18 protein-coding genes are annotated in these 19,510 nt (G+C 65.7%); 8 read left to right on the top strand and 10 right to left on the bottom strand.

Annotated features, from left to right (window positions below):
* Genes AC1RT8_RS21095 through AC1RT8_RS21115 form a run of 5 tightly spaced genes read left to right on the top strand, consistent with a single transcriptional unit; the run spans position 1 to position 4,076 of the window.
* The gene (locus tag AC1RT8_RS21095; RefSeq protein WP_493078077.1) at positions 1–441 is read left to right on the top strand and encodes a DUF4440 domain-containing protein; all 441 of its coding nucleotides are present in this window, start codon (positions 1–3) and stop codon (positions 439–441) included.
* Positions 438–2,354 (top strand): acetyl/propionyl/methylcrotonyl-CoA carboxylase subunit alpha, encoded by a 1,917-nt coding sequence (locus AC1RT8_RS21100; RefSeq protein ID WP_493078079.1) that lies wholly within the window; start codon positions 438–440, stop codon positions 2,352–2,354. Before AC1RT8_RS21095 ends, AC1RT8_RS21100 begins: the two co-directional genes overlap by 4 nt.
* On the top strand, positions 2,354–2,809 hold the full coding sequence (locus tag AC1RT8_RS21105; RefSeq protein WP_493078080.1) for a GNAT family N-acetyltransferase: 456 nt from the start codon (positions 2,354–2,356) through the stop codon (positions 2,807–2,809). The genes AC1RT8_RS21100 and AC1RT8_RS21105 overlap by 1 nt, the downstream gene beginning before the upstream one ends.
* Before the next feature lie 20 nt (positions 2,810–2,829).
* Positions 2,830–3,609 carry an SDR family oxidoreductase gene (locus AC1RT8_RS21110; protein ID WP_493078082.1) on the top strand — a complete coding sequence of 260 codons (780 nt, stop codon included), beginning with the start codon at positions 2,830–2,832 and terminating at the stop codon, positions 3,607–3,609.
* On the top strand, positions 3,609–4,076 hold the full coding sequence (locus AC1RT8_RS21115) for a MaoC family dehydratase (RefSeq protein WP_493078083.1): 468 nt from the start codon (positions 3,609–3,611) through the stop codon (positions 4,074–4,076). Before AC1RT8_RS21110 ends, AC1RT8_RS21115 begins: the two co-directional genes overlap by 1 nt.
* A gap of 432 nt (positions 4,077–4,508) precedes the next feature.
* On the opposite strand, the gene AC1RT8_RS21120 is transcribed toward AC1RT8_RS21115, so the two are convergent.
* The 9 genes from AC1RT8_RS21120 to AC1RT8_RS21160 all read right to left on the bottom strand — a co-directional run bounded on the left by AC1RT8_RS21120 (position 4,509) and on the right by AC1RT8_RS21160 (position 11,373).
* Positions 4,509–4,862: a HesB/IscA family protein gene (locus AC1RT8_RS21120; protein WP_372853041.1), complete on the bottom strand. Its 354-nt coding sequence runs from the start codon at positions 4,860–4,862 to the stop codon at positions 4,509–4,511.
* Positions 4,862–5,329 (bottom strand): SUF system Fe-S cluster assembly protein, encoded by a 468-nt coding sequence (locus AC1RT8_RS21125; RefSeq protein ID WP_493078084.1) that lies wholly within the window; start codon positions 5,327–5,329, stop codon positions 4,862–4,864. The genes AC1RT8_RS21120 and AC1RT8_RS21125 overlap by 1 nt, the downstream gene beginning before the upstream one ends.
* Positions 5,326–6,540, bottom strand: a complete 1,215-nt coding sequence (locus tag AC1RT8_RS21130; protein ID WP_493078086.1) for a cysteine desulfurase — start codon at positions 6,538–6,540, stop codon at positions 5,326–5,328. Before AC1RT8_RS21130 ends, AC1RT8_RS21125 begins: the two co-directional genes overlap by 4 nt.
* A gap of 178 nt (positions 6,541–6,718) precedes the next feature.
* Positions 6,719–7,471: a SufD family Fe-S cluster assembly protein gene (locus AC1RT8_RS21135; protein ID WP_493078087.1), complete on the bottom strand. Its 753-nt coding sequence runs from the start codon at positions 7,469–7,471 to the stop codon at positions 6,719–6,721.
* A 103-nt stretch (positions 7,472–7,574) separates the two neighbouring features.
* Entirely contained in the window at positions 7,575–8,318 is a 744-nt protein-coding gene (sufC, locus tag AC1RT8_RS21140) for a Fe-S cluster assembly ATPase SufC (RefSeq protein ID WP_493078089.1), read from the bottom strand.
* Between the two features lies 1 nt (position 8,319).
* Positions 8,320–8,628, bottom strand: coding sequence for a hypothetical protein (locus tag AC1RT8_RS21145; RefSeq protein WP_493078091.1), 309 nt, complete (start codon positions 8,626–8,628; stop codon positions 8,320–8,322).
* Positions 8,625–10,088, bottom strand: coding sequence for a Fe-S cluster assembly protein SufB (sufB, locus tag AC1RT8_RS21150; RefSeq protein WP_493078092.1), 1,464 nt, complete (start codon positions 10,086–10,088; stop codon positions 8,625–8,627). Before sufB ends, AC1RT8_RS21145 begins: the two co-directional genes overlap by 4 nt.
* The gene (locus AC1RT8_RS21155; protein ID WP_493078093.1) at positions 10,088–10,501 is read right to left on the bottom strand and encodes an SUF system Fe-S cluster assembly regulator; all 414 of its coding nucleotides are present in this window, start codon (positions 10,499–10,501) and stop codon (positions 10,088–10,090) included. The genes sufB and AC1RT8_RS21155 overlap by 1 nt, the downstream gene beginning before the upstream one ends.
* 104 nt (positions 10,502–10,605) lie before the next feature.
* Complete coding sequence (locus tag AC1RT8_RS21160) at positions 10,606–11,373, bottom strand: helix-turn-helix domain-containing protein (protein WP_493078095.1); 768 nt, start codon at positions 11,371–11,373, stop codon at positions 10,606–10,608.
* 347 nt (positions 11,374–11,720) lie between these two features.
* Between AC1RT8_RS21160 and AC1RT8_RS21165 the strand changes: the two genes are divergently transcribed.
* The 3 genes from AC1RT8_RS21165 to AC1RT8_RS21175 are packed head-to-tail and all read left to right on the top strand — an operon-like array spanning position 11,721 to position 16,307.
* Positions 11,721–12,767 (top strand): quinone-dependent dihydroorotate dehydrogenase, encoded by a 1,047-nt coding sequence (locus AC1RT8_RS21165; protein ID WP_493078097.1) that lies wholly within the window; start codon positions 11,721–11,723, stop codon positions 12,765–12,767.
* A gap of 33 nt (positions 12,768–12,800) precedes the next feature.
* The gene (ggt, locus tag AC1RT8_RS21170; protein WP_493078098.1) at positions 12,801–14,471 is read left to right on the top strand and encodes a gamma-glutamyltransferase; all 1,671 of its coding nucleotides are present in this window, start codon (positions 12,801–12,803) and stop codon (positions 14,469–14,471) included.
* A 51-nt stretch (positions 14,472–14,522) separates the two neighbouring features.
* Positions 14,523–16,307, top strand: a complete 1,785-nt coding sequence (locus AC1RT8_RS21175) for an AMP-dependent synthetase/ligase (RefSeq protein WP_493078099.1) — start codon at positions 14,523–14,525, stop codon at positions 16,305–16,307.
* A gap of 244 nt (positions 16,308–16,551) precedes the next feature.
* Here the strand turns inward: AC1RT8_RS21175 and AC1RT8_RS21180 are convergent, their stop codons facing one another.
* The gene (locus AC1RT8_RS21180; RefSeq protein WP_493078101.1) at positions 16,552–19,443 is read right to left on the bottom strand and encodes a M16 family metallopeptidase; all 2,892 of its coding nucleotides are present in this window, start codon (positions 19,441–19,443) and stop codon (positions 16,552–16,554) included.
* Between the last annotated feature and the right edge of the window lie 67 nt (positions 19,444–19,510).

Raw genomic sequence — 19,510 nt, forward strand, 5'->3', positions numbered from 1 at the left:
TTGTCCTTGCTGCTGTTCCTCGCCCTTGCGGCATCGGGCCCTGACGAAGGCAAGAAGGTCCTGGCGACCGTCGAGGCAGCGCTCGCCGGGGTGTCGGCGCGCGACGAAGCGGCCGTTCGCGCCCAGCTGCGCCCCACCGGCACCGCGACCGTGATCATGGTCGCGGCGGACGGCACCACCAAGGTCCGCAACGCCGCGCTGGATGCCTATGCCGCCGCGACGCCTGGCCCTGAGAAATATGAGGAACGGATGATCGATCCGATGGTGCGGGTCGATGGCGAGATGGCCATGGTGCGGGGGCGGTACACTTTCGCGATCGACGGCAAGGTGCGGCATTGCGGGCACCAGCATTTCGATCTCGTGCGCGATGCGGGGAGCTGGAAGATTCAGAACATCACCTGGACGGTCGAGACCGTCGGCTGCGAAGGAATGGGCGCGTGATCAAGTCCCTCCTCATCGCCAATCGCGGCGAGATCGCCTGCCGGATCATCCGCACCGCGCGGGCAATGGGCGTACGTACCGTCGCGGTCTATTCAGACGCGGATGCGAAGGCGCTGCATGTGCGCCAGGCCGATGAGGCAGTGCATATCGGGCCCTCCCCGGCGCGCGAAAGCTATCTGGTGGGCGAGAAGATCATCGCCGCCGCCAAGCAGACGGGGGCCGAGGCGATCCATCCCGGTTACGGCTTCCTGTCGGAGAATGCCGACTTCGCGCAGGCAGTGATCGATGCCGGCATCGTCTGGGTCGGCCCGAACCCCGCCAGCATCCGCGCGATGGGGCTGAAGGATGCCGCCAAGGAACGGATGATCGCCGCCGGCGTGCCGGTTACGCCGGGCTATCTCGGTGAGGATCAGTCGCCCGAACGGCTCGCGGCAGAGGCCGCAGCAGTCGGCTATCCGGTGCTGATCAAGGCGGTCGCTGGCGGTGGCGGCAAGGGCATGCGCCGGGTCGACGCGCCGGAGGATTTCGCCGATGCGCTGCTCTCCTGCCAGCGCGAGGCGGCGTCCTCTTTCGGCAACAGCCAGGTGCTGATCGAGAAATACATCCTCTCGCCGCGGCACATCGAGGTGCAGGTGTTCGGCGACAGCCATGGCAATGTCGTCCACCTGTTCGAGCGCGACTGCTCGCTGCAGCGCCGCCACCAGAAAGTGATCGAGGAGGCCCCCGCCCCCGGCATGGACGAGGCGACGCGGGAAGCGATCTGCGCCGCGGCGGTAAAGGCGGCCAAGGCAGTCGACTATGTCGGCGCCGGCACGATCGAGTTCATCGCCGATGCCAGCGAAGGCCTGCGTGCCGACCGCATCTGGTTCATGGAGATGAATACGCGGCTTCAGGTCGAGCATCCGGTGACCGAGGAGATCACCGGGCAGGATCTGGTCGAGTGGCAGTTGCGGGTGGCGTCGGGCGAGCCACTGCCGAAGCGGCAGGATGAGTTGGCCATCAATGGCTGGGCGATGGAGGCGCGGCTCTATGCCGAGAATCCCGCAACCGGATTCCTCCCGTCCACCGGGCCGCTGGATTATCTGTGGCTACCACAAGATCTGCGGATCGAAACGGGCGTCGAAGAAGGCGATGCGATTTCCCCCTTTTACGATCCGATGATTGCGAAACTCGTCGCTCATGCGAAAACGCGCGACCAGGTGTTGAGCGATCTTGCCGAAGGCTGCGCGCATGTGATGTGCGAACCGGTGAAGACCAATGCCTGGTTCCTCGCACGGCTGCTGAAGGAACCGGCCTTCGCGGCGGGCGATATGACGACCGGCTTCATCGCCGATCACGCGGAGGGTCTGACAAGCGCGCCCCAGCCCGGGCCAGCGTTGCTCCAGGCGGCGGCCGACCAGGCGATATTCCATGACGATTTCGTGATCGGCCGAGTCGGCGATCCGGATTTCGATCGGTTGCGCGGAATGCTCGGCTTCCGGCTGAATGCACCGGTCAATCGTCGCGTTTGGTTGGCCGTCGATGGCCGTGCGACGCAGGTCGATTATGTCGGAGAATGGGGACGCAGCTCCTATTTCGACGACAATCCGGGCTATGTTCAGATCGGCCAGTCTACTACGCTCTTCGAGAATGGTGCCGCATTCGAGACCCGGCCCTATCGTGCTGAGGGTGCAGGCGCCGCGGGCGCCGCCGCCGACGGCGCGATCCTCTCGCCCATGCCCGGCCGGATCATCGCAGTCGAAGTGACGGCGGGCGAGACCGTCACCAAGGGCCAGAAGCTGCTCACGCTCGAAGCGATGAAGATGGAGCATAGCCTCGTCGCGCCGTTCGACGGGACCGTGGCGGAGTTGAGCGCAGAGACTGGCGGGCAGGTGAGCGAGGGCGCGGTGCTTGCGCGGATCGAGCGAGCCTAATGAGCGTCATCTTCCGCACCGCCACCGCTGACGATCTCCCCACGATCGTCGGACTGCTCGATGACGACGAGCAGAGCAAGGGGCGTGAGGATGCGAGCCTGCCGCTCGATCCGCGTTATCTCGCCGCGTTCAAGGCGATCGCCGCCGATCCGAACCAGATGCAGGTCGTGGCGGAACTCGACGGGGTGGTGGTCGGCACGATGCAGCTGAGCTTCCTGCCCGGCATCGCCTTTCGCGGCGGATGGCGCGGGCAGATCGAGGCTGTGCGGATCGCGAGCGATCTGCGCGGCCAGGGGCTCGGCAAGCAGATGATCGAATGGGCGGTCGCGCTGTTCCGCGAGCGGGGCTGCCATATGGCGCAGCTTACCTCGATGTCGACGCGAACCGATGCGCATCGCTTCTACGAGCAGATGGGCTGGAACAAGAGCCATGCCGGGTTCAAGCTGAAGCTCTGAAAAAACAACAGGGGATGGATATGGCCGACGGCTTCGATTTCACCGGCAAGACCGTGATGGTGTTCGGCGGGACCAGCGGGATCAACCTGGGCATCGCCAAATCCTTTGCGCGGTGCGGGGCGAAGCTGGCCGTTGCCAGCCGCAGCCAGGACAAGGTCGACGCGGCGGTCGCGGCACTCTCGGAGAATACGCCAGCGCTCGGCTACAGCCTCGACGTGCGCGACTATGATGCGGTGAAGGCCGCGATCGACGATTTCCGCGCGCAACGCGGCATGATCGACGTGCTGGTGTCGGGCGCGGCGGGCAACTTCCCTGTCGCGGCGGCGATGCTCAGCTCCAACGGCTTCAAAGCCGTGACCGAGATCGACACGCTCGGCACCTTCCATGTGATGCGCGCCGCGTACGAGCATCTGACCAAGCCGGGCGCGAGCATCATCAACATCTCGGCGCCCCAGGCGTTCATCGCCACGCCGTTCCAGGTCCATGTCTGCGCGGCCAAGGCCGGGGTCGACATGATCACCAAGACGCTTGCGATCGAATGGGGGCCGGAAGGCGTGCGGGTGAACTCGGTCTCGCCGGGACCGATCGCCGGCACCGAGGGTATGGAGCGGCTGGCGCCCACGCCTGAGGCCAAGGCGCGATCGGCGAAGTCGGTGCCGCTGGGGCGGATGGGCACGGTCGACGATGTCGCCGATGTCTGCCTGTTCCTCGCCTCCGACTATGCGCGCTATGTCTCGGGCGTGGTGCTACCGGCCGATGGCGGCTGGACGGCGGGACGCACCCTGGGAGGCATGGGCTGATGGCCGGCAGGTTCTATGACGAATGGCAGGTGGGCGACCGGATCGTCCATGAGATCCGGCGCACGGTGACCGAAACCGACAATCTGCTGATGTCCACCCTCACCCATAATCCGCAGCCGCTTCACCTCGACGCCGAGTACGCCGGCGCGACCGAGTTCGGGCGGATCGTCGTCAACGGCACCTTCACGTTCGCGTTGATGGTCGGGGTGTCGGTTGGCGATACGACGCTCGGCACGCTGGTGGCGAACCTGGGGTATGACAAGCTGGTGATGCCGAAACCCGTGTTCATCGGCGATACCTTGCGGTGCGAGACCGAAGTGGTGGAGCTGCGCGAAAGCAAGTCGCGGTCTGACGCCGGGCTGGTGACGTTTCGGCACCGAATGATCAACCAGCGGGACGAAGAGGTCTGTTCGTGTCTGCGGACGGCGCTGATGCGGAAGAAGCCGGCCCAGGAGTCGGACGGATAGCGCCGGGGATGCCTCCCGAGGCACCTGTTTTACCTGTTATTTCCTGATTATTTTTTTCGCACCTGTTATGTTGGAGAAATCGTTCGATTTTCTCGTGCATTCTCAAAGCGATGAAAGCCGCCACCTGTTAATCGAATAACAGGTGCGGAACAGGTGGATAACAGGTGGGGATGTCGTGGAACAGGCTGACGCCGGCGCTGGGCAGTTTTGCATATTCAACCTGAGAAAGAGCGGAACCGCACCCGAAAATCCGATCCGACTTTCACATTGCCATGGCCGATCGAAACTTTGAATCGATGCCGCCCGATATCGATTTGCCCAGATCCAATCATCTCTCTCCGTTCGTTTCGAGCGAAGCCGAGAAACATTGAGGGAGCGCCAGGCCTGGTTTCTCGACTTCGCTCGAAACGAACGGGGGTCGGGAGATCAACCTTAAACCGTAAAGCTCTCGCCGCAGCCGCATTCGCCCTTGGCGTTGGGGTTCTGGAACACGAAGCCGGCGGTGAAATCGTCCTCGACCCAGTTCATGGTCGATCCGATCAGATACAGGATCGATCCGCCATCGACGAACAAGGTGCCGCCGGGCGTGTCGATGCGTTCGTCGAACGGCTTCGCCTCGGTGACATAGTCGACCGAATAAGCGAGCCCCGAGCAGCCGCGACGCGGGGTCGAGAGCTTCACGCCGATCGTGCCCTCGGGCGCCTTGGCCATCAGTTCCGTGATCCGCGCCTCAGCGGTCGGGGTCAGGATCAGCGCCGCTGGGCGCACGCGTGCGGTGGTCGCCATTACAGCATCCCCAGTTCGAGCTTCGCATCGTCCGACATCTTCTGCGGATCCCATGGCGGATCCCAGACGAGATTGACGTCCGCCGTGCCGACGCCCGGGACCGAGCCGACGCGCAGCTCGACCTCGGCGGGCATGGATTCGGCGACCGGGCAATGCGGCGTGGTGAGCGTCATCGTCACCACCGCATGGCCCTCATCCGTCACCTCGACGCCGTAGATCAGGCCGAGATCGTAGATGTTCACCGGGATTTCCGGATCGTAGATTTCCTTGAGCGCGTCGACGACCGCCTCATACAGCGCGCCGCCCGGTTCGCCCGAAGGCAAGCCCTGCGGCTTCTGCGAGAGGAAACCCTCCAGATAGTCGCGCTTGCGTTCGAACGTCTCCGTCACTCCGCCATCGACGCGCGCCTTGGGCGGCGCCTCGACCGAGTCCACTTCTTCAACCACAATCTTACGCTCTTCGTTCATCCGAAGATCCTCGTTACCCGTTCGATCCCGCGCACCAGCGCATCCACGTCCGCCGCGCCGTTATACACGCCGAAGCTTGCCCGCGCCGTCGCCGGCACACCGAGCGCCTCCATCAATGGCTGCGCGCAATGGTGCCCGGCACGGATCGCGACCCGCTCCTCGTCCAAGATGGTGCCGACGTCGTGCGGATGCACCCCCAGAATCGAGAAGCTGACGATTCCCGCCGAATCCTCGGGGCCGTAGAGCGTGACCGAGTTGATCTGCGACAGCGCCTCTCGCGTCTTTGCGACCAGAGCTGTCTCGTGCGCATGGATCGCATCGAGGCCGATCCGCTCGACATACTCGATCGCCGCATGCAGGCCGAGTGCGCCAACGATATGCGGCGTGCCTGCCTCGAACCGTCCCGGCGGTGGCGCGTAGGTGGTCTTTGCGAAGGTGACCCGGTCGATCATCGACCCGCCACCCTGATAAGGCGGCATCGCCTCGAGCAACTCGGGCCGCGCCCAGAGCACGCCGATGCCGGTCGGGCCGTAGAGCTTGTGGCCGGAGAAGACGTAGAAGTCGCAGTCGAGCGCGGCGACATCCACGGCCATGCGCGGCACTGCCTGGCAGCCGTCGAGCAGGATCTTCGCGCCGGCCGAGTGCGCGATATCGGCGGCGCGCTTTGCGTCCAGCAGAGATCCGAGCACGTTCGAGACATGAGCGAGCGCAACCAGCTTGTGCGCGGGCGTGATCATTGCGGCCATCGCGTCGAGATCGATGCGGTGGTCGGCGGTCAGCGGGATGACGTCGATCACCGCACCGACGCGTTCTGCCGCCATCTGCCATGGGACGATGTTGGAATGATGCTCGAGCGTGGAGAGCAGGATGCGGTCGCCCGTCTTCAACTGCTCGCGCGCCCAGCACTGGGCAACGAGATTGATGCCCTCGGTCGCGCCGCGTACGAAGACGATCTCGTCGGCGCTGCCGGCACCGATGAAGCGGGCGACCTTCTTGCGCGCTGCCTCATAGGCGAGCGTCATGTCGGCGGAGCGCTGGTACACGCCGCGGTGGACGGTGGCGTAGGTCTCGGCATAGCCGCGGTTGATGGCGTCGATCACCGGCTGGGGCTTCTGCGCCGTGGCTGCGGTGTCGAGATAGGCCCAGCCCTCCGGGATCGCCGGGAAATCGGCGAGCAGGTCGAGGGGGCGGGTGTCGGTGAGGACGGTCATTTCTAAAGCCCCTCCCTTTCAAGGGCGGGGTTGGGGGTGGGTGCGCGCGTCTGCGCGCTCAAAAAGACTCGCCGCATCAAGGTCAAAGCGCCACGCCGGGCATCGAGCCCGCCGCGTCGCTGCACCCACCCCTTGCCCCGCCCTTGAAAGGGAGGGGAGATAAGGCGAATCGTTCCGCTCACAGCATCCGCTCCAGCGCGGCCTGTGCCGCTGCTTCCACCGCTTCGCGCTCGCCCGCATCCGCGACGCCATCGAACACCGATCCGATGAACGCCCGCAGCAACAGCGCCTTGGCCTCGGCGGGCGCGATGCCGCGGCTGGCGAGGTAGAACAGCGCCATCGCGTCGAGTTCGCCGACGGTCGCGCCGTGGGCGCACTTCACATCGTCGGCGTAGATCTCCAGCTCTGGCTTGGCGTTGGCGGTCGCCGTGCGGGTCAGCAGCATCGCCTTGACCGACTGGCTCGCATCGGTCTTCTGGGCGTCGCGCGCGACCGCGACCTTGCCGAGATAGCTGCCCGTCGCGCGCCCGCCCAGCACCGAGCGCACGACCTGGTTGCTGGTCGCGTTCGGTTCGATATGGCGCATCGTGGTGACGATCTCCAGCGTCTGCTCGCCGCCGCCGAGGATCGCCCCGCCCAGTTCGAAATGCGCGCCGTCGTGCAAGGTCACGTCGAGCGCGATGCGGCCGAGCTTGCCGCCGGTGTTGAGGATATGGAAGGTCGCACGCGCGCCTGCGCCCAGCGTGACGGCATAATCGCGGATCGCGACCTCGTCGATGGCGGCATCCTGTACGATGACGCGGGTGAATTCCTCGCCGGCGGCGACGTGGATCTTTTCGGGCCCGGCGATCGGCCAGACGGTCGCGACGGCATCGAGATCGCTATAGCGCCACGCTTCATCGCGGCGGGTCGGGATGGCGAGCGAGGTCACAGCGGATGCCCCATCTTCGTGCCTTCGCGTCTTCGCGTGAACAAGAAATTCGATTCACGCGAAGACGCGAAGGCGCGAAGGAAGAAGAAAATGCCTGCGGCGTTCATGCAGCCAGCGCTCCATAACCTTCGCGCTCGAGTTCATGCGCCAGTTCCGGCCCGCCGGATCGCACGATCCGGCCATCGGCCAGCACATGCACGAAATCGGGCTGAACATAGTCGAGCAGCCGCTGGTAATGGGTGATCAGCAGCACGGCCTTGTCGGGCGCGCGCATGATGCGGTTGATGCCGTCGCCGACGACGCGGAGCGCATCGATGTCGAGACCGCTGTCCGTCTCGTCGAGGATCGCCAGCTTCGGGCCGATGATGCCCATCTGGACCATCTCGTTGCGCTTCTTCTCGCCGCCCGAGAAACCGACATTGACCGGGCGCTTGAGCATTTCCTGGTCCATCGACAGCAGGTCGGCCTGGGCGCGGGCGAGCTTGAGGAATTCGCCACCCGACAGCGGCGCCTCGCCGCGGCCCTTGCGCTGGGCGTTGAGCGCCTCGCGCAGAAACTGGACGTTGGAGACGCCCGGGATTTCGACCGGATACTGGAAGCCGAGGAACAGGCCCGCGGCGGCACGCTCGTGCGGCGCCATTTCCAGTAGGTCCTGGCTCCCGAAGGTGACGGTGCCCGAGGTGACCTCGTAACCGGGTCGGCCGCCGAGCACATAGCCGAGCGTCGACTTGCCGGCGCCGTTCGGACCCATGATCGCGTGCACTTCGCCCGCGTTCACCTCAAGCGAGAGGCCCTTGAGGATTTCCTTGCCGTCGATTTCGGCGTGGAGGTTTTCAATCTTGAGCATACTATCCTAACTTCGCGCAATCTTGGAGCCCGAGTTGGTATCGGTTCTGTGATCCGGCCAAACTATCGGCCAGTTCCATGTACCCCGCGTTCATATCCGGGGTCGTTTTCCCATCTGAAGCGTCATTTGCAGCCTTCAGTTTCGCCACCTGCCGCTCGATCTTCTTCCGATCATCGGCAAGCCGCCGTTTGACGGCCGCCTCACAAGAGGCCCTGTCCTGGGGCACGACCCCGGATTGCGTTCCGGGTGAACAGGCGACCAACAGGGAAAACAGGATGACGCCAGCGGCCGCGCGAGCGGTGACCATCACCCAACGCTCCCCTCGAGCGATATCCCCAGCAACTTCTGCGCCTCGACCGCGAACTCCATCGGGAGTTGCTGCAGCACCTCGCGGGCGAAGCCGTTGACGATCAGCGCCACTGCCGCTTCGGCATCGAGGCCGCGCTGCATGGCGTAGAACATCTGGTCTTCGCTGATCTTCGAGGTAGTCGCCTCATGCTCGATCTGCGCGGACGGGTTGCGGACCTCGATATAGGGCACGGTGTGGGCGCCGCACTGGTCGCTCAGCAACAGGCTGTCGCACTGGGTGAAGTTGCGCACGCCCTCGGCGGTCGGGGCGACACGCACCAGGCCGCGATAGGTGTTGTCGCTGTGGCCGGCGCTGATGCCCTTCGACACGATGGTCGAGCGGCTGCCCTTGCCGAGATGGATCATCTTGGTGCCGGTATCGGCCTGCTGGCGATTGTTGGTCACCGCGACCGAATAGAATTCGCCGACGCTGTTCTCGCCCGCGAGCACGCAGCTCGGATATTTCCAGGTGATCGCGCTGCCGGTTTCCACCTGAGTCCAGCTGACCTTGGAGTTCCTGCCCTGGCACAGCGCGCGCTTGGTGACGAAATTATAGATGCCGCCCTTGCCCTCGGCGTCGCCGGGGTACCAGTTCTGCACCGTCGAATATTTGATCTCGGCATCGTCGAGCGCGACCAGCTCGACCACGGCGGCGTGGAGCTGGTTCTCGTCGCGCATCGGGGCGGTGCAGCCTTCGAGGTACGAGACGTACGACCCCTTGTCGGCGACGATCAGCGTGCGTTCGAACTGGCCGGTATTCTCCGCATTGATACGGAAATAGGTGCTCAGTTCCATCGGGCAGCGCACGCCCTCCGGGATATAGACGAAGGTGCCGTCGGAGAAGACCGCGCAATTCAATGCCGCGAAGTAGTTGTCGTGCTGCGGCACGACCTTGCCGAGCCACTTCTTCACCAGATCGGGATATTCGCGGATCGCCTCGCTGATCGAACGGAAGATCACGCCCGCGGCTTCGAGCTCCTTGCGGAAGGTCGTCGCGACCGAGACGCTGTCGAATACCGCATCGACCGCAACCTTGCGTGCGCCCTCGACCCCGGCGAGCATCTTCTGCTCCTCGATCGGGATGCCGAGCTTTTCATAGACGCGCAGGATCTCGGGATCGACCTCGTCAAGGCTGCCGAGCTTCGGCTTGGCCTTGGGCTCGGCGTAATAATAGGCGTCCTGGTAATCGATCGGCGGGATATTGAGCTTGGCCCAGTCGGGCGGAGTCATGGCCAGCCACAGGCGATAGGCCTTCAATCGCCAGTCGAGCATCCATTCGGGCTCGCCCTTCTTGGCGGAGATGAAGCGGACCGTGTCCTCGCTCAGACCCTTGGGGGCGAATTCCTGCTCGATGTCCGAATGGAAGCCCCATTCGTAGGTCTTGTTCGCGGCGGCATGTGCCTCTGCGTTCTTCGTTGCCATTATGCCGGCACCTGCGACAGGCTGGCGAGGCTGACGCCAGCAAGCGCGCCCTTCACCGCTCCGTTGACGACGTTCCAGTGCGGCTTCACCCGGCAATTCTCCTCGATGCAGCAATCATGGCTGCCATTTTCGACACAGGCGGTCATGGTGATCGGCCCCTCGATCGCCTCGACGATATCGGCGAGGCTGATCGCCGCGGCCGGCCGGGCGAGGCGGAAGCCGCCGCCAGTGCCGCGTGCGCTCTCGATCAGCCCAGCTGCGGACAGGCGGCTGACCAGTTTCTGCACGGTCGGCAACGGCAGGCCTGTTTCCTCCGCCAGCAGGGTCGCGTTCAGCCGCGCCGCGCCGCCGCAATGACGGGCTGCGGCGGACATCATCACGACCGCATAGTCTGCAAGGCTGGAAAGGCGCATCTGGTCCAATCGGATTGATTCGTTCCGATTGGGCATGTGGGGGCGTGAGGGGCCGGGGTCAACCCAAATCCTCCCTAAATCCTCCCGGAACGGGGAGGAACAGGTCAGGTATCGCTGATCAGGGGGCTCACCTGGCCGCCCAGCGCCACCCGCTGGCTGATCGTCAGTTGCGCCAACAGGCTCGGTTCCGCCTTGATCTGGCGCGGGGTGTGGCCGGTGAACTGCTTCACCTCGCGGATCAGGTGCGACTGGTCGTAGAAGCCGCGCGCGATCAGGTCGTCGACCGTCTGGCTTTCCGAGACCAGGGCCACCGCGGCGCGCAGCGCGCGATATTTGCGGGCGAGCAGCTTGGGCGGCGCGCCGTACAGCGCCTTGCACTTGCGCTCGACCTGGCGGCGCGAGAGCTTCGTCGCGGCGACCAGATCCTCCATCTCGGGCGAGGGGCTGCCCGCCAGCCAGGCATCGACATGCCGGACAAAGGCGATCGAGCCCCGATCGCAGCCGCGAACCAGTTCCCGGATCAATTGTTCAGCGATCGCCACCCGAGCCGGGATGTCGGGCGCAGCGCGAAGCGCGTTGGCGGCGGCGCGGAGCCTCGGCCCGCCGAACAGGTCGGTCGCATCGATCACGCGGTTGAGCATGCTCGACGCATCGTTGCCGATCAGCGCGGCCCAGCCGGTCGCGGTCACGCCCATGCCCAGCACCAGGACCGGGCCATAGCAGCGAACCCCCATCGCGCCGCTGGTCGGGCCGATGACATGGGTCTCGGCCGCCTCCTGCACCGTGCCGTCCGGGAAGGTGTAATCGGACCCGCCGGGAGACAGGCGGAAGCGGATCTGCGCGTGATCCGCGCGCTCGGTGTCCTCGAACATGGGAACATCCGCGCGGAAGTGATAGAAAAGAGTGATGTACTCGGCCAAGTCGGCAGCCGGGACCGCATAGTCAAGCTGGATGTCCGGCAATGTATGCGCCCCTGTTTTTGTACAGAAGCGACATGTACCCGGCCCTGCGCCCAATGAAAAGAGGCCCGGCCAGCAAGCTGGCCGGGCCAAGTGAAAGAGACCCCTGTTGGGAGCTCTTCGGGTCGCAAGCTTGTTAAAGCAGCGTCCGATCCGGTCGTATTGGATGAAAGCGCCAAATCGGTCATATTCGTCGCAATCTTATCGCAGGTTAGGATGATTTTTGACCTGCGCGCAGGGCGATGCCAAAGGCGACCTCCATGATGTTCCCCCTGCTCCGCCCCGCCCTGTTCAGCATCGAAGCCGAGCGCGCCCATGGCCTGACGATCGCGATGCTCGAAGCATGGGGTCGCGCGGGCACGCCATTGGCCGCCGGACCGGGCGATTCGCGGCTTCGCATCAACGTCGCCGGCGTGGAATTCGCCAATCCGATCGGGCTCGCCGCGGGGGTCGACAAGGACGGGCGGGCGATCGATGGCTTCTTCGGCCTCGGGCTTGGCGCGGTGGAGATCGGCACGCTGACGCCGGTACCGCAGCCGGGTAACCCACGTCCGCGCCTGTTCCGCCTGGTCGAGGATCGCGCGGTGATCAACCGCATGGGGTTCAACAATGGCGGGCTCGAGGCCGCCCTGCCCCGCGCCGCGCAGGCGAAACGGCGCGGCGTGCTGGGCATCAATGTCGGCGCGAACAAGGATGCGGCCGACCGCATCGCCGACTACCGCAACGGCGTCGAGAAAGCCGCGCAGATCGCCGATTATGTCACGATCAACATCAGTTCGCCCAACACGCCTGGCCTGCGCGACCTGCAGCACGGCGCGGCGCTGGCCGAGCTGCTCGCCGCGGCGGACGAGGCGCGGCGCATGCCGATCCAGCGGCCGCCCCTGTTCCTGAAGGTCGCGCCCGACCTGGAGTCGTCCGCGATCGACGAGATCGCCCGCGCCGCGATCGACCATCATATCGACGGGTTGATCGTCAGCAACACGACCATATCCCGCCCCGGCCTGACATCGACCCATGCCGAGGAGACCGGCGGTCTGTCCGGCGCGCCGCTCGCGGTGCTTGCTCGCCAGCGCCTTGCCGATTTCCGCAAGGCGACCGGGACCGCGCTGCCGCTGATCTCGGCCGGCGGAATCGGCAGCGCCGAGGAAGCCTATGCCCGAATCCGCGCCGGGGCGAGCCTGGTCCAGCTCTATACCGCGCTCGTCTATGAGGGGCCGGGCCTGCCGCGCCGGATCGCGCGCGGCCTGTCGCGCCTGCTGAAACAAGATGGGTATGATCATGTCGCGGATGCCATCGGGGCCGGTTGACGTAGCGACAGCCACCGCTACCACGTGAGCCCTATGAAGAAGCTCCTGCTCGCGCTCGCCGTCCTTGTTTACTCTCCCGTCGCGTCCGCCCAGGGAGTCGTCACCTCCGCCGATCCGCGTGCGACCCAGGCCGGCCAGCAGATCTTGCGCGAAGGCGGCAGCGCCGCCGATGCGGCGATGGCGATGATGCTGGCGCTGACCGTGGTCGAACCGCAATCGAGTGGCATCGGCGGCGGCGGCTTCCTGGTCCATCACGACGGCAAGACCGGCAAGATGGACACGATCGACGGCCGTGAAAAGGCGCCGGCCGCCGCGACGCCCCAGCGTTTCCTTGGCTCCGATGGCAACCCGATGCCGTTCGGCCAGGCATTCCAGGGCGGCAAGTCGGTGGGCGTGCCCGGCAATATCCGGCTGATGGCGCTGGCCCACCGGAAATGGGGCAAGCTGCCGTGGAAGGCATTGTTCGCCCCGGCGATCAAGCTGGCCGAGGACGGCTATCAGGTCAGCAAGCCGCTGAACGACCGCATCGCCGGCATGGCGCGCATCTGGGACAGGTTCCCGGAGATCGCCAGGCAATATACCATCGACGGCCAGGTGCCCGCGATGGGATCGACGATGAAGAACCCCGCGCTTGCCGCGATCCTGCGCCGGATCGCCGAGGAGGGGCCGGAGGCTTTCTATGCCGGCGACAATGCCAAGGCGATCGTTGCCGCAGCGACCGGCACGACCGTCAACACCAGCGACATGACCACCGCCGACCTGGCGGCCTATCAGGCGAAGGAACGGCCGCCGGTGTGCGGTTTCTACCGGACCTACAAGATTTGCGGCATGGGCCCGCCCTCCTCGGGCGCGGTGACCGTGCTCGAGATTCTCGGTATGCTGAAACGGTTCGACCTTAAGAAAATGGGGCCGAGCTCGCCGGTCGCCTGGCATCTGATCGGCGAGGCGATGGAACTGGCCTATGCCGACCGCGAGAAATATCTGGGCGACACCGATTTCGTGCAGGTGCCGGTGAAGGGCATGATCGACCCGGCCTATCTCGCCCAGCGCTCGAAGCTGATCTCCCCCACCGCGACCCTGCCGGCCTATGAGGCGGGCACGCCGCCGGGGGCGCAGGCGCGCACCGCCGTCGTCCAGAACGAAGTGCACGGCACCACGCATTTCATCGCGGTCGACAAGGAAGGCGATATCGCCGGCATGACCTCGACCGTGGAAGGGCCGTTCGGCAGCCAGTTGATGGCGAACGGTTATATCCTCAACAACGAGCTGACCGATTTCAGCCTCGCACCCGAGAAGAACGGCGCGCCGGTCGCCAATCGCGTCGAGGGCGGCAAACGCCCGCTGTCGTCGATGGCACCGACGATCGTCTATGACGCCAAGGGCAAGCCGATCTTCACCGTCGGCGCGGCGGGCGGCAAGACGATCATCATGCAGGTGGCCAAGGCGCTGATCGCGCATCTGGACTGGGGCATGAGCGCCGAGGAGTCGATCGGCCAGGGGCTGATCTATTTCAGCGGCCGGACGTTGATCCTCGAAATGGGCACCGCGCTCGAACCGATGAAGGCGCCGCTCGAAAAGCTTGGCCATCAGGTCGTGATATCCAGCCTTGGCCTCAAGGCGAATGCAGCCGAGCGGACGGCCAAGGGCTGGGTCGGCGCGGCGGATCCAAGGAGTGTCGGCACAGCGCTCAGCGACCTGCCCTGAACTATTTGAAGGCGCAGCCGAACACGGCGCGTCCCCTCCCCGGGAGAGACCATGCGAACGCTCGAACATTTTCCCAACCTGGTCACCATGTTCTTCTCGCGCGCGCGCGAGAAAGGCGACAAGCCGTTCCTCTGGCACAAGGCGGACAATGCCTGGGTGTCGACGAGCTGGCGCGAGACCGCGGAGAAGGTCGCGAGCCTCGCCACCGCGCTGAAGGCGATCGGGCTCGAGCCCGGCGACCGCGTGATGCTCGTGGCTGAGAACCGCCCCGAATGGTGCATCAGCGACCTGGCGATCATGGCGGCAGGCTGCATCACGGTGCCGACCTACATCACCAATACCGAGCGCGATCACACCCATATCATCGGGAATTCGGCGGCGAAGGCAGTGATCGTATCGACCGCGAAGCTGGCCAGGACCCTGCTGCCCGCCGCGATCCGCGCCGAGCATGCCAAGATCGTCATCGGCATGGAGGATATCCGAGTCGGCCAATCCGGCTCGCTCGAGGTGCATGGCTGGTCGAAGCTGATCGCCGACCACAGGACCGACCCGTCCGCCGTCATCAGCACCGCGACGCGCGACGACACCGCCTGCATCATCTACACCAGCGGCACCGGCGGCGCCCCGCGCGGGGTGATGCAGCATCACGGCGCGATCCTGCACAATGTCGATGGCTGCTGCACCGTCATCTCGGAGGATTTCGGCTGGGAGGACGAGGTGTTCCTGTCCTTCCTCCCGCTCTCCCACGCGTACGAGCATACCGGCGGGCAGCATTTCCCGATCGGGCTGGGCGCCGAGATCTATTATGCGGAAGGGCTCGACAAGCTCGCCTCCAATATCGAGGAGACTCGCCCGACCATCATGGTCGTGGTGCCGCGGCTGTTCGAGGTTCTGCGCACACGCATCTCCAAGGCAGTGGAGAAGCAGGGCAAATTCTCCAACTATCTGCTCGGCAAGGCGCAGGATATCGGCGCCAAGGAATATGAAGGCCGGCTGGGCCTGCTCGACCAGCCGATGAACCTGTTCCTCAGGGCGACGCTCAAGCCCAAGATCCAGAAGCGCTTCGGCGGGCGGATGAAGGCGATGGTGTCGGGCGGCGCGCCGCTGACGCCCGAGGTCGGCATCTTCTTCCAGTCGCTCGGGCTGACCTTCCTGCAAGGGTACGGCCAGACCGAGTCGGCGCCGGTCATTTCGTGCAACCGGCCCTCGGTCGGCCTGCGCATGGACACGGTCGGCCCGCCGCTGAAGAATACCGAGGTGCGCATCGCCGAGGACGGCGAGATCCTGGTGCGCGGCGAGCTGGTGATGCACGGTTACTGGCGCAACGAGGCCGAGACAGCGCGGGTGCTGAAGGATGGCTGGCTGCACACCGGCGATATCGGCCTGATCGACGACAAGGGCCGGATCAAGATCACCGATCGCAAGAAGGACATCATCGTCAACGACAAGGGCGACAATGTCGCGCCGCAAAAGGTGGAGGGCATGCTGACCCTGCAGCCCGAGATCATCCAGGCGATGATCTATGGCGACCGCAAGCCCTATATGGTCGCAGTGCTGGTCGCCGATCCGGAATGGACCCAGGAATGGTGCGCCAGGAACGGCGATCCCTGCGATTTCTCGCGCCTGGCCGAGAACAGCAGCTACCGCACCGCGATCGGCGCAGCGGTCGAGCGGGTCAACAAGGACCTGTCGGTGATCGAACGCGTCCGTCGCTTCATCCTGGCCGACCAGCATTTCACGATCGAGAACGAGCAGCTGACGCCGTCGCTGAAGATCCGGCGGCATGTGCTGAAGGAAGTTTACGGGCCTCGGCTGGATGCGTTGTACAAGGGATAGGCATGCCGGGTGTCTGGCATGGGCAGGCTGGGGGTTGAATCGACGCCTTAAATCCTTCTCCCCCTGGGAGAAGGTGGCGCGAAGCGCCGGATGAGGGTGACTGGAGTACGACCTCCCACCCTCACCCTTCCCATCGCTTCGCAATGGGCCCAGCGTCGGGTCGGTCATGCCCCCAGCATGACCTGAACAGCGCGGGGCGCTGTTCACCCGACGCTCCTCTCCCGCTGGGAGAGGGAGTTTGGGGTTACTTCGCGGAAGCTATCGTCCCGGCCACCGACTTCGGCAACACCTCCATCGTCCAGTCCGTATCCGGCCGCAGGTACTTCCGCGCCGTTTCCTGCAGCTGTGCCGAGGTCAGGGTCGAGATGTCGCTGAGCACGCTGCGGAAGGCGGCGATGCGGCGTGGGTCGTAGGTCGCGCCTTCCAGGTTGAGCATCCAGAACTGATTGCCGGTCGACTGGCGCTTGAGCACCTCGATCATCGGGCCGATCGTCCTGCGCAGCTCGTCGTCGCTGACCGGATTGGCGACCAGATCCGCCGCGATCTCGCGCGAGAGCTTGAAGAACAGCGGCAGATTGACCGGCGCCACCTGGCCGACCGCCATCAGGCGGCCGCCGCTGGGCAGACCGACCGGCCAGCTGCTCGACACATTGGGGCTGTAGCTCGCGCCCGCTTCCGAGCGCAGCCGATCGAACAGCCGGTCGCTGAAGATCGCGGCGAGCACGTCGAGACGGCGGCTCTCGGCGATGCCCTCGACCCCGCCGCCGGTCGGCCAGGCGATCACCGCCGCGGCCTGGTTCTCCGGCCCGTCATGCGTGCGGATGACCGGCGTGAGGTTGTGCTCGGGGAAGCGCACCGGCGGTGCGGGCCGCGCATCGGCGGTGCGGGGCTTGAGCGCGCCGATGCTGCGCGCAACCGCGTCGATCGCCTTGTCGGTGCCGATATCGCCGAACACCTGGACCTCGATCGGGCCGGTGGCGAGCAAGGGCTCCCACAGAGCGCGGAACGCCTCGGGCGTGGTGTTGCGGATCTCGTCGCGGGTCGGCGTGCCCCAGCGCGGATCGCCGGCGCGTAACAGGCCGTCCAGGTCGCGCGCGAGCACGCCGTCGGGCGAGGATTCGAGGCCGGCATAGTTCGCCAGCACCGCGGTCTTGGCGCGAGCGAGCGGGCTCGGATCCCAGGCCGGGGCGGCGAGCTTGGCGGCCATCAGCCTGAGCTGGTCGGGGAGGTCGCCGGGTGACGTCATGGCGGCGAACTGGAACGCGTCGTCGTCGACATCGAAGTCGAGGCCGATGCGGCGGCCGGCGGCCATCGCGTCGATATCGCCCTGTTTGAGCTTGCCGATACCGCCCGCGATCAGCGCGAACTCGGCCGCCCAGGCCGGGCTTTCATGATCCGCCGGCAGCGCGTTGAAACCCTTGCCGAAGCGTACGCGGACATAGACCCGGTCGTCCTCCGACGTGGTCGAATAGACCATCAGGCGGACGCCGTTGGAGAATTCGACCTGTTCCAGCCCGAATTCCGAGATCTTGCGCCGGCTGACGACCTTGGCCGGCGGCCCGAGCTTCGGCAGCTTCGAGAAATCGACTGCGGCCTGGGCGCTGCGGATGCCGGCGACGCCCTTAACATCGGCGCTGAGCACCGCGGCGAGTTTGGTCGCGGCGCCCTCTTCCGGCTTCTGGGCGCTGACCAGCGCACGGGTCGCGGTGCCCTCGAAGATCCGCTTCGTGGAGGCGAGGATGCGCGGCGGCGAGAACATGCCCTTGCGCCGCGCGTCGAGGAACACGTTGTTGATCACCGCGGCGCTGGTCGTCGTCTCGCGGATGTCGACCGCCTGGACCATGTCGTCGGCCAGCTTGCTGCCGGCATCGGCGCGCGCGGTATCGACCATCGTCTTGTAGGCGATACCCTGTTCGGCGAGTTCACGGTCGATCTCGGCCTGGGACGGGGGCGACCCTTGCGCGTCGGCGATCACCGCGCGCACATCCTTCAGCGCCGCTTCCCAATCGTCGCCGACCGGCGCGACCTGGACGAAGGTGACATTGGCCGAGCGCGCCGGATCGTCGAGACCGACCCGGGCCGAGACATAGCTGCCCCCTGCCCTTGCGCGCGTTTCCAGCCGCCGGTTGATCACCGCCAACGCGACCATGTCGACCAGGCGGTTCTGGTTGAAGATCACCGTGTCGGCGTTGAACTTCCAGGGACGCAATACCGCGATCATCGCCATGGTCGGCAGGCCCGGCTCGACGATCGCCTTGGTGGCCGGCTGCTTCGCATCCGGCACGCCGAAATCGGGCTCGGCCGGCGCCGGGCCGGTACCGCGCCACGCGCCGAAATATTTGGCGACGAGGCGTTCGAAGATCGCGGGATCGAGATCGCCCGAGACGACGACCACGGCGCGTTCCGGCCGGTACCAGCGATCGTGGAAGGCGCGGACCGTGTCCGCGGTGGCTTCCTCGAGCTCCTTGGTGTGGCCGATCGGCGAGCGATCGGCAAAGGGCTGGCCGGCGAAGAAGGCGGCGTTCATCGCGTCCGACAGCCGGACCTGCGGTCCGGGCTGCTCGCGCTGCTCGGCGAGCACGGCGGGCCGCTCCGCCGCCAAAGCCGCCGGGGTGATGTTCGGCTTGCTGACCATGCCGGCGAGGATCTTCAGCGCATCGTCGAGGCTCGCCTCCGACGCATTGGGCAGATCGAGCTTGTAGACCGTCTGGGTCGGCGTGGTCTGGGCATTGCTGTCCGAGCCGAAAGTGGCGCCGAGCCGCTGCCACACCTTCTTGGTGTCGCCGTCGGGCACGAATTCGGAGCCGCGGAAGGAGAGATGCTCGATCAGGTGAGCGTAGCCGAGTTCGCTGTCCTGCTCCATCAGCGAGCCCGCGTCGATCCGCACGCGGACCGAGACCTGGCCAGGCGGCACGCCGTTCTTGCGCACGGCATAGCGCAGGCCGTTGGTCAGCGTGCCGAAACGCCAGGCGGCGTCGGGGACGATATCGCTGCCCTTGTACAGCCACGCCTCACGGCTCGCGATATTGGAGCCCGCGTCAGCGGCGGGAACGGTCTGGCCGCTGACCGTCGGCGACAGGCCGAGCAGCAGCGAAGCGATGAGCGACAGGCGCAGCGCGCGCGGGGTTACATGCATGACGGTGATCCTAGCGGCGTAATCCGATCGCGGCCAGCGTTGGAGTCGCCAAGCTGAACCTGCCGTG

The organism is Sphingomonas sp. GW821-FHT10F11, assembly GCF_058809095.1.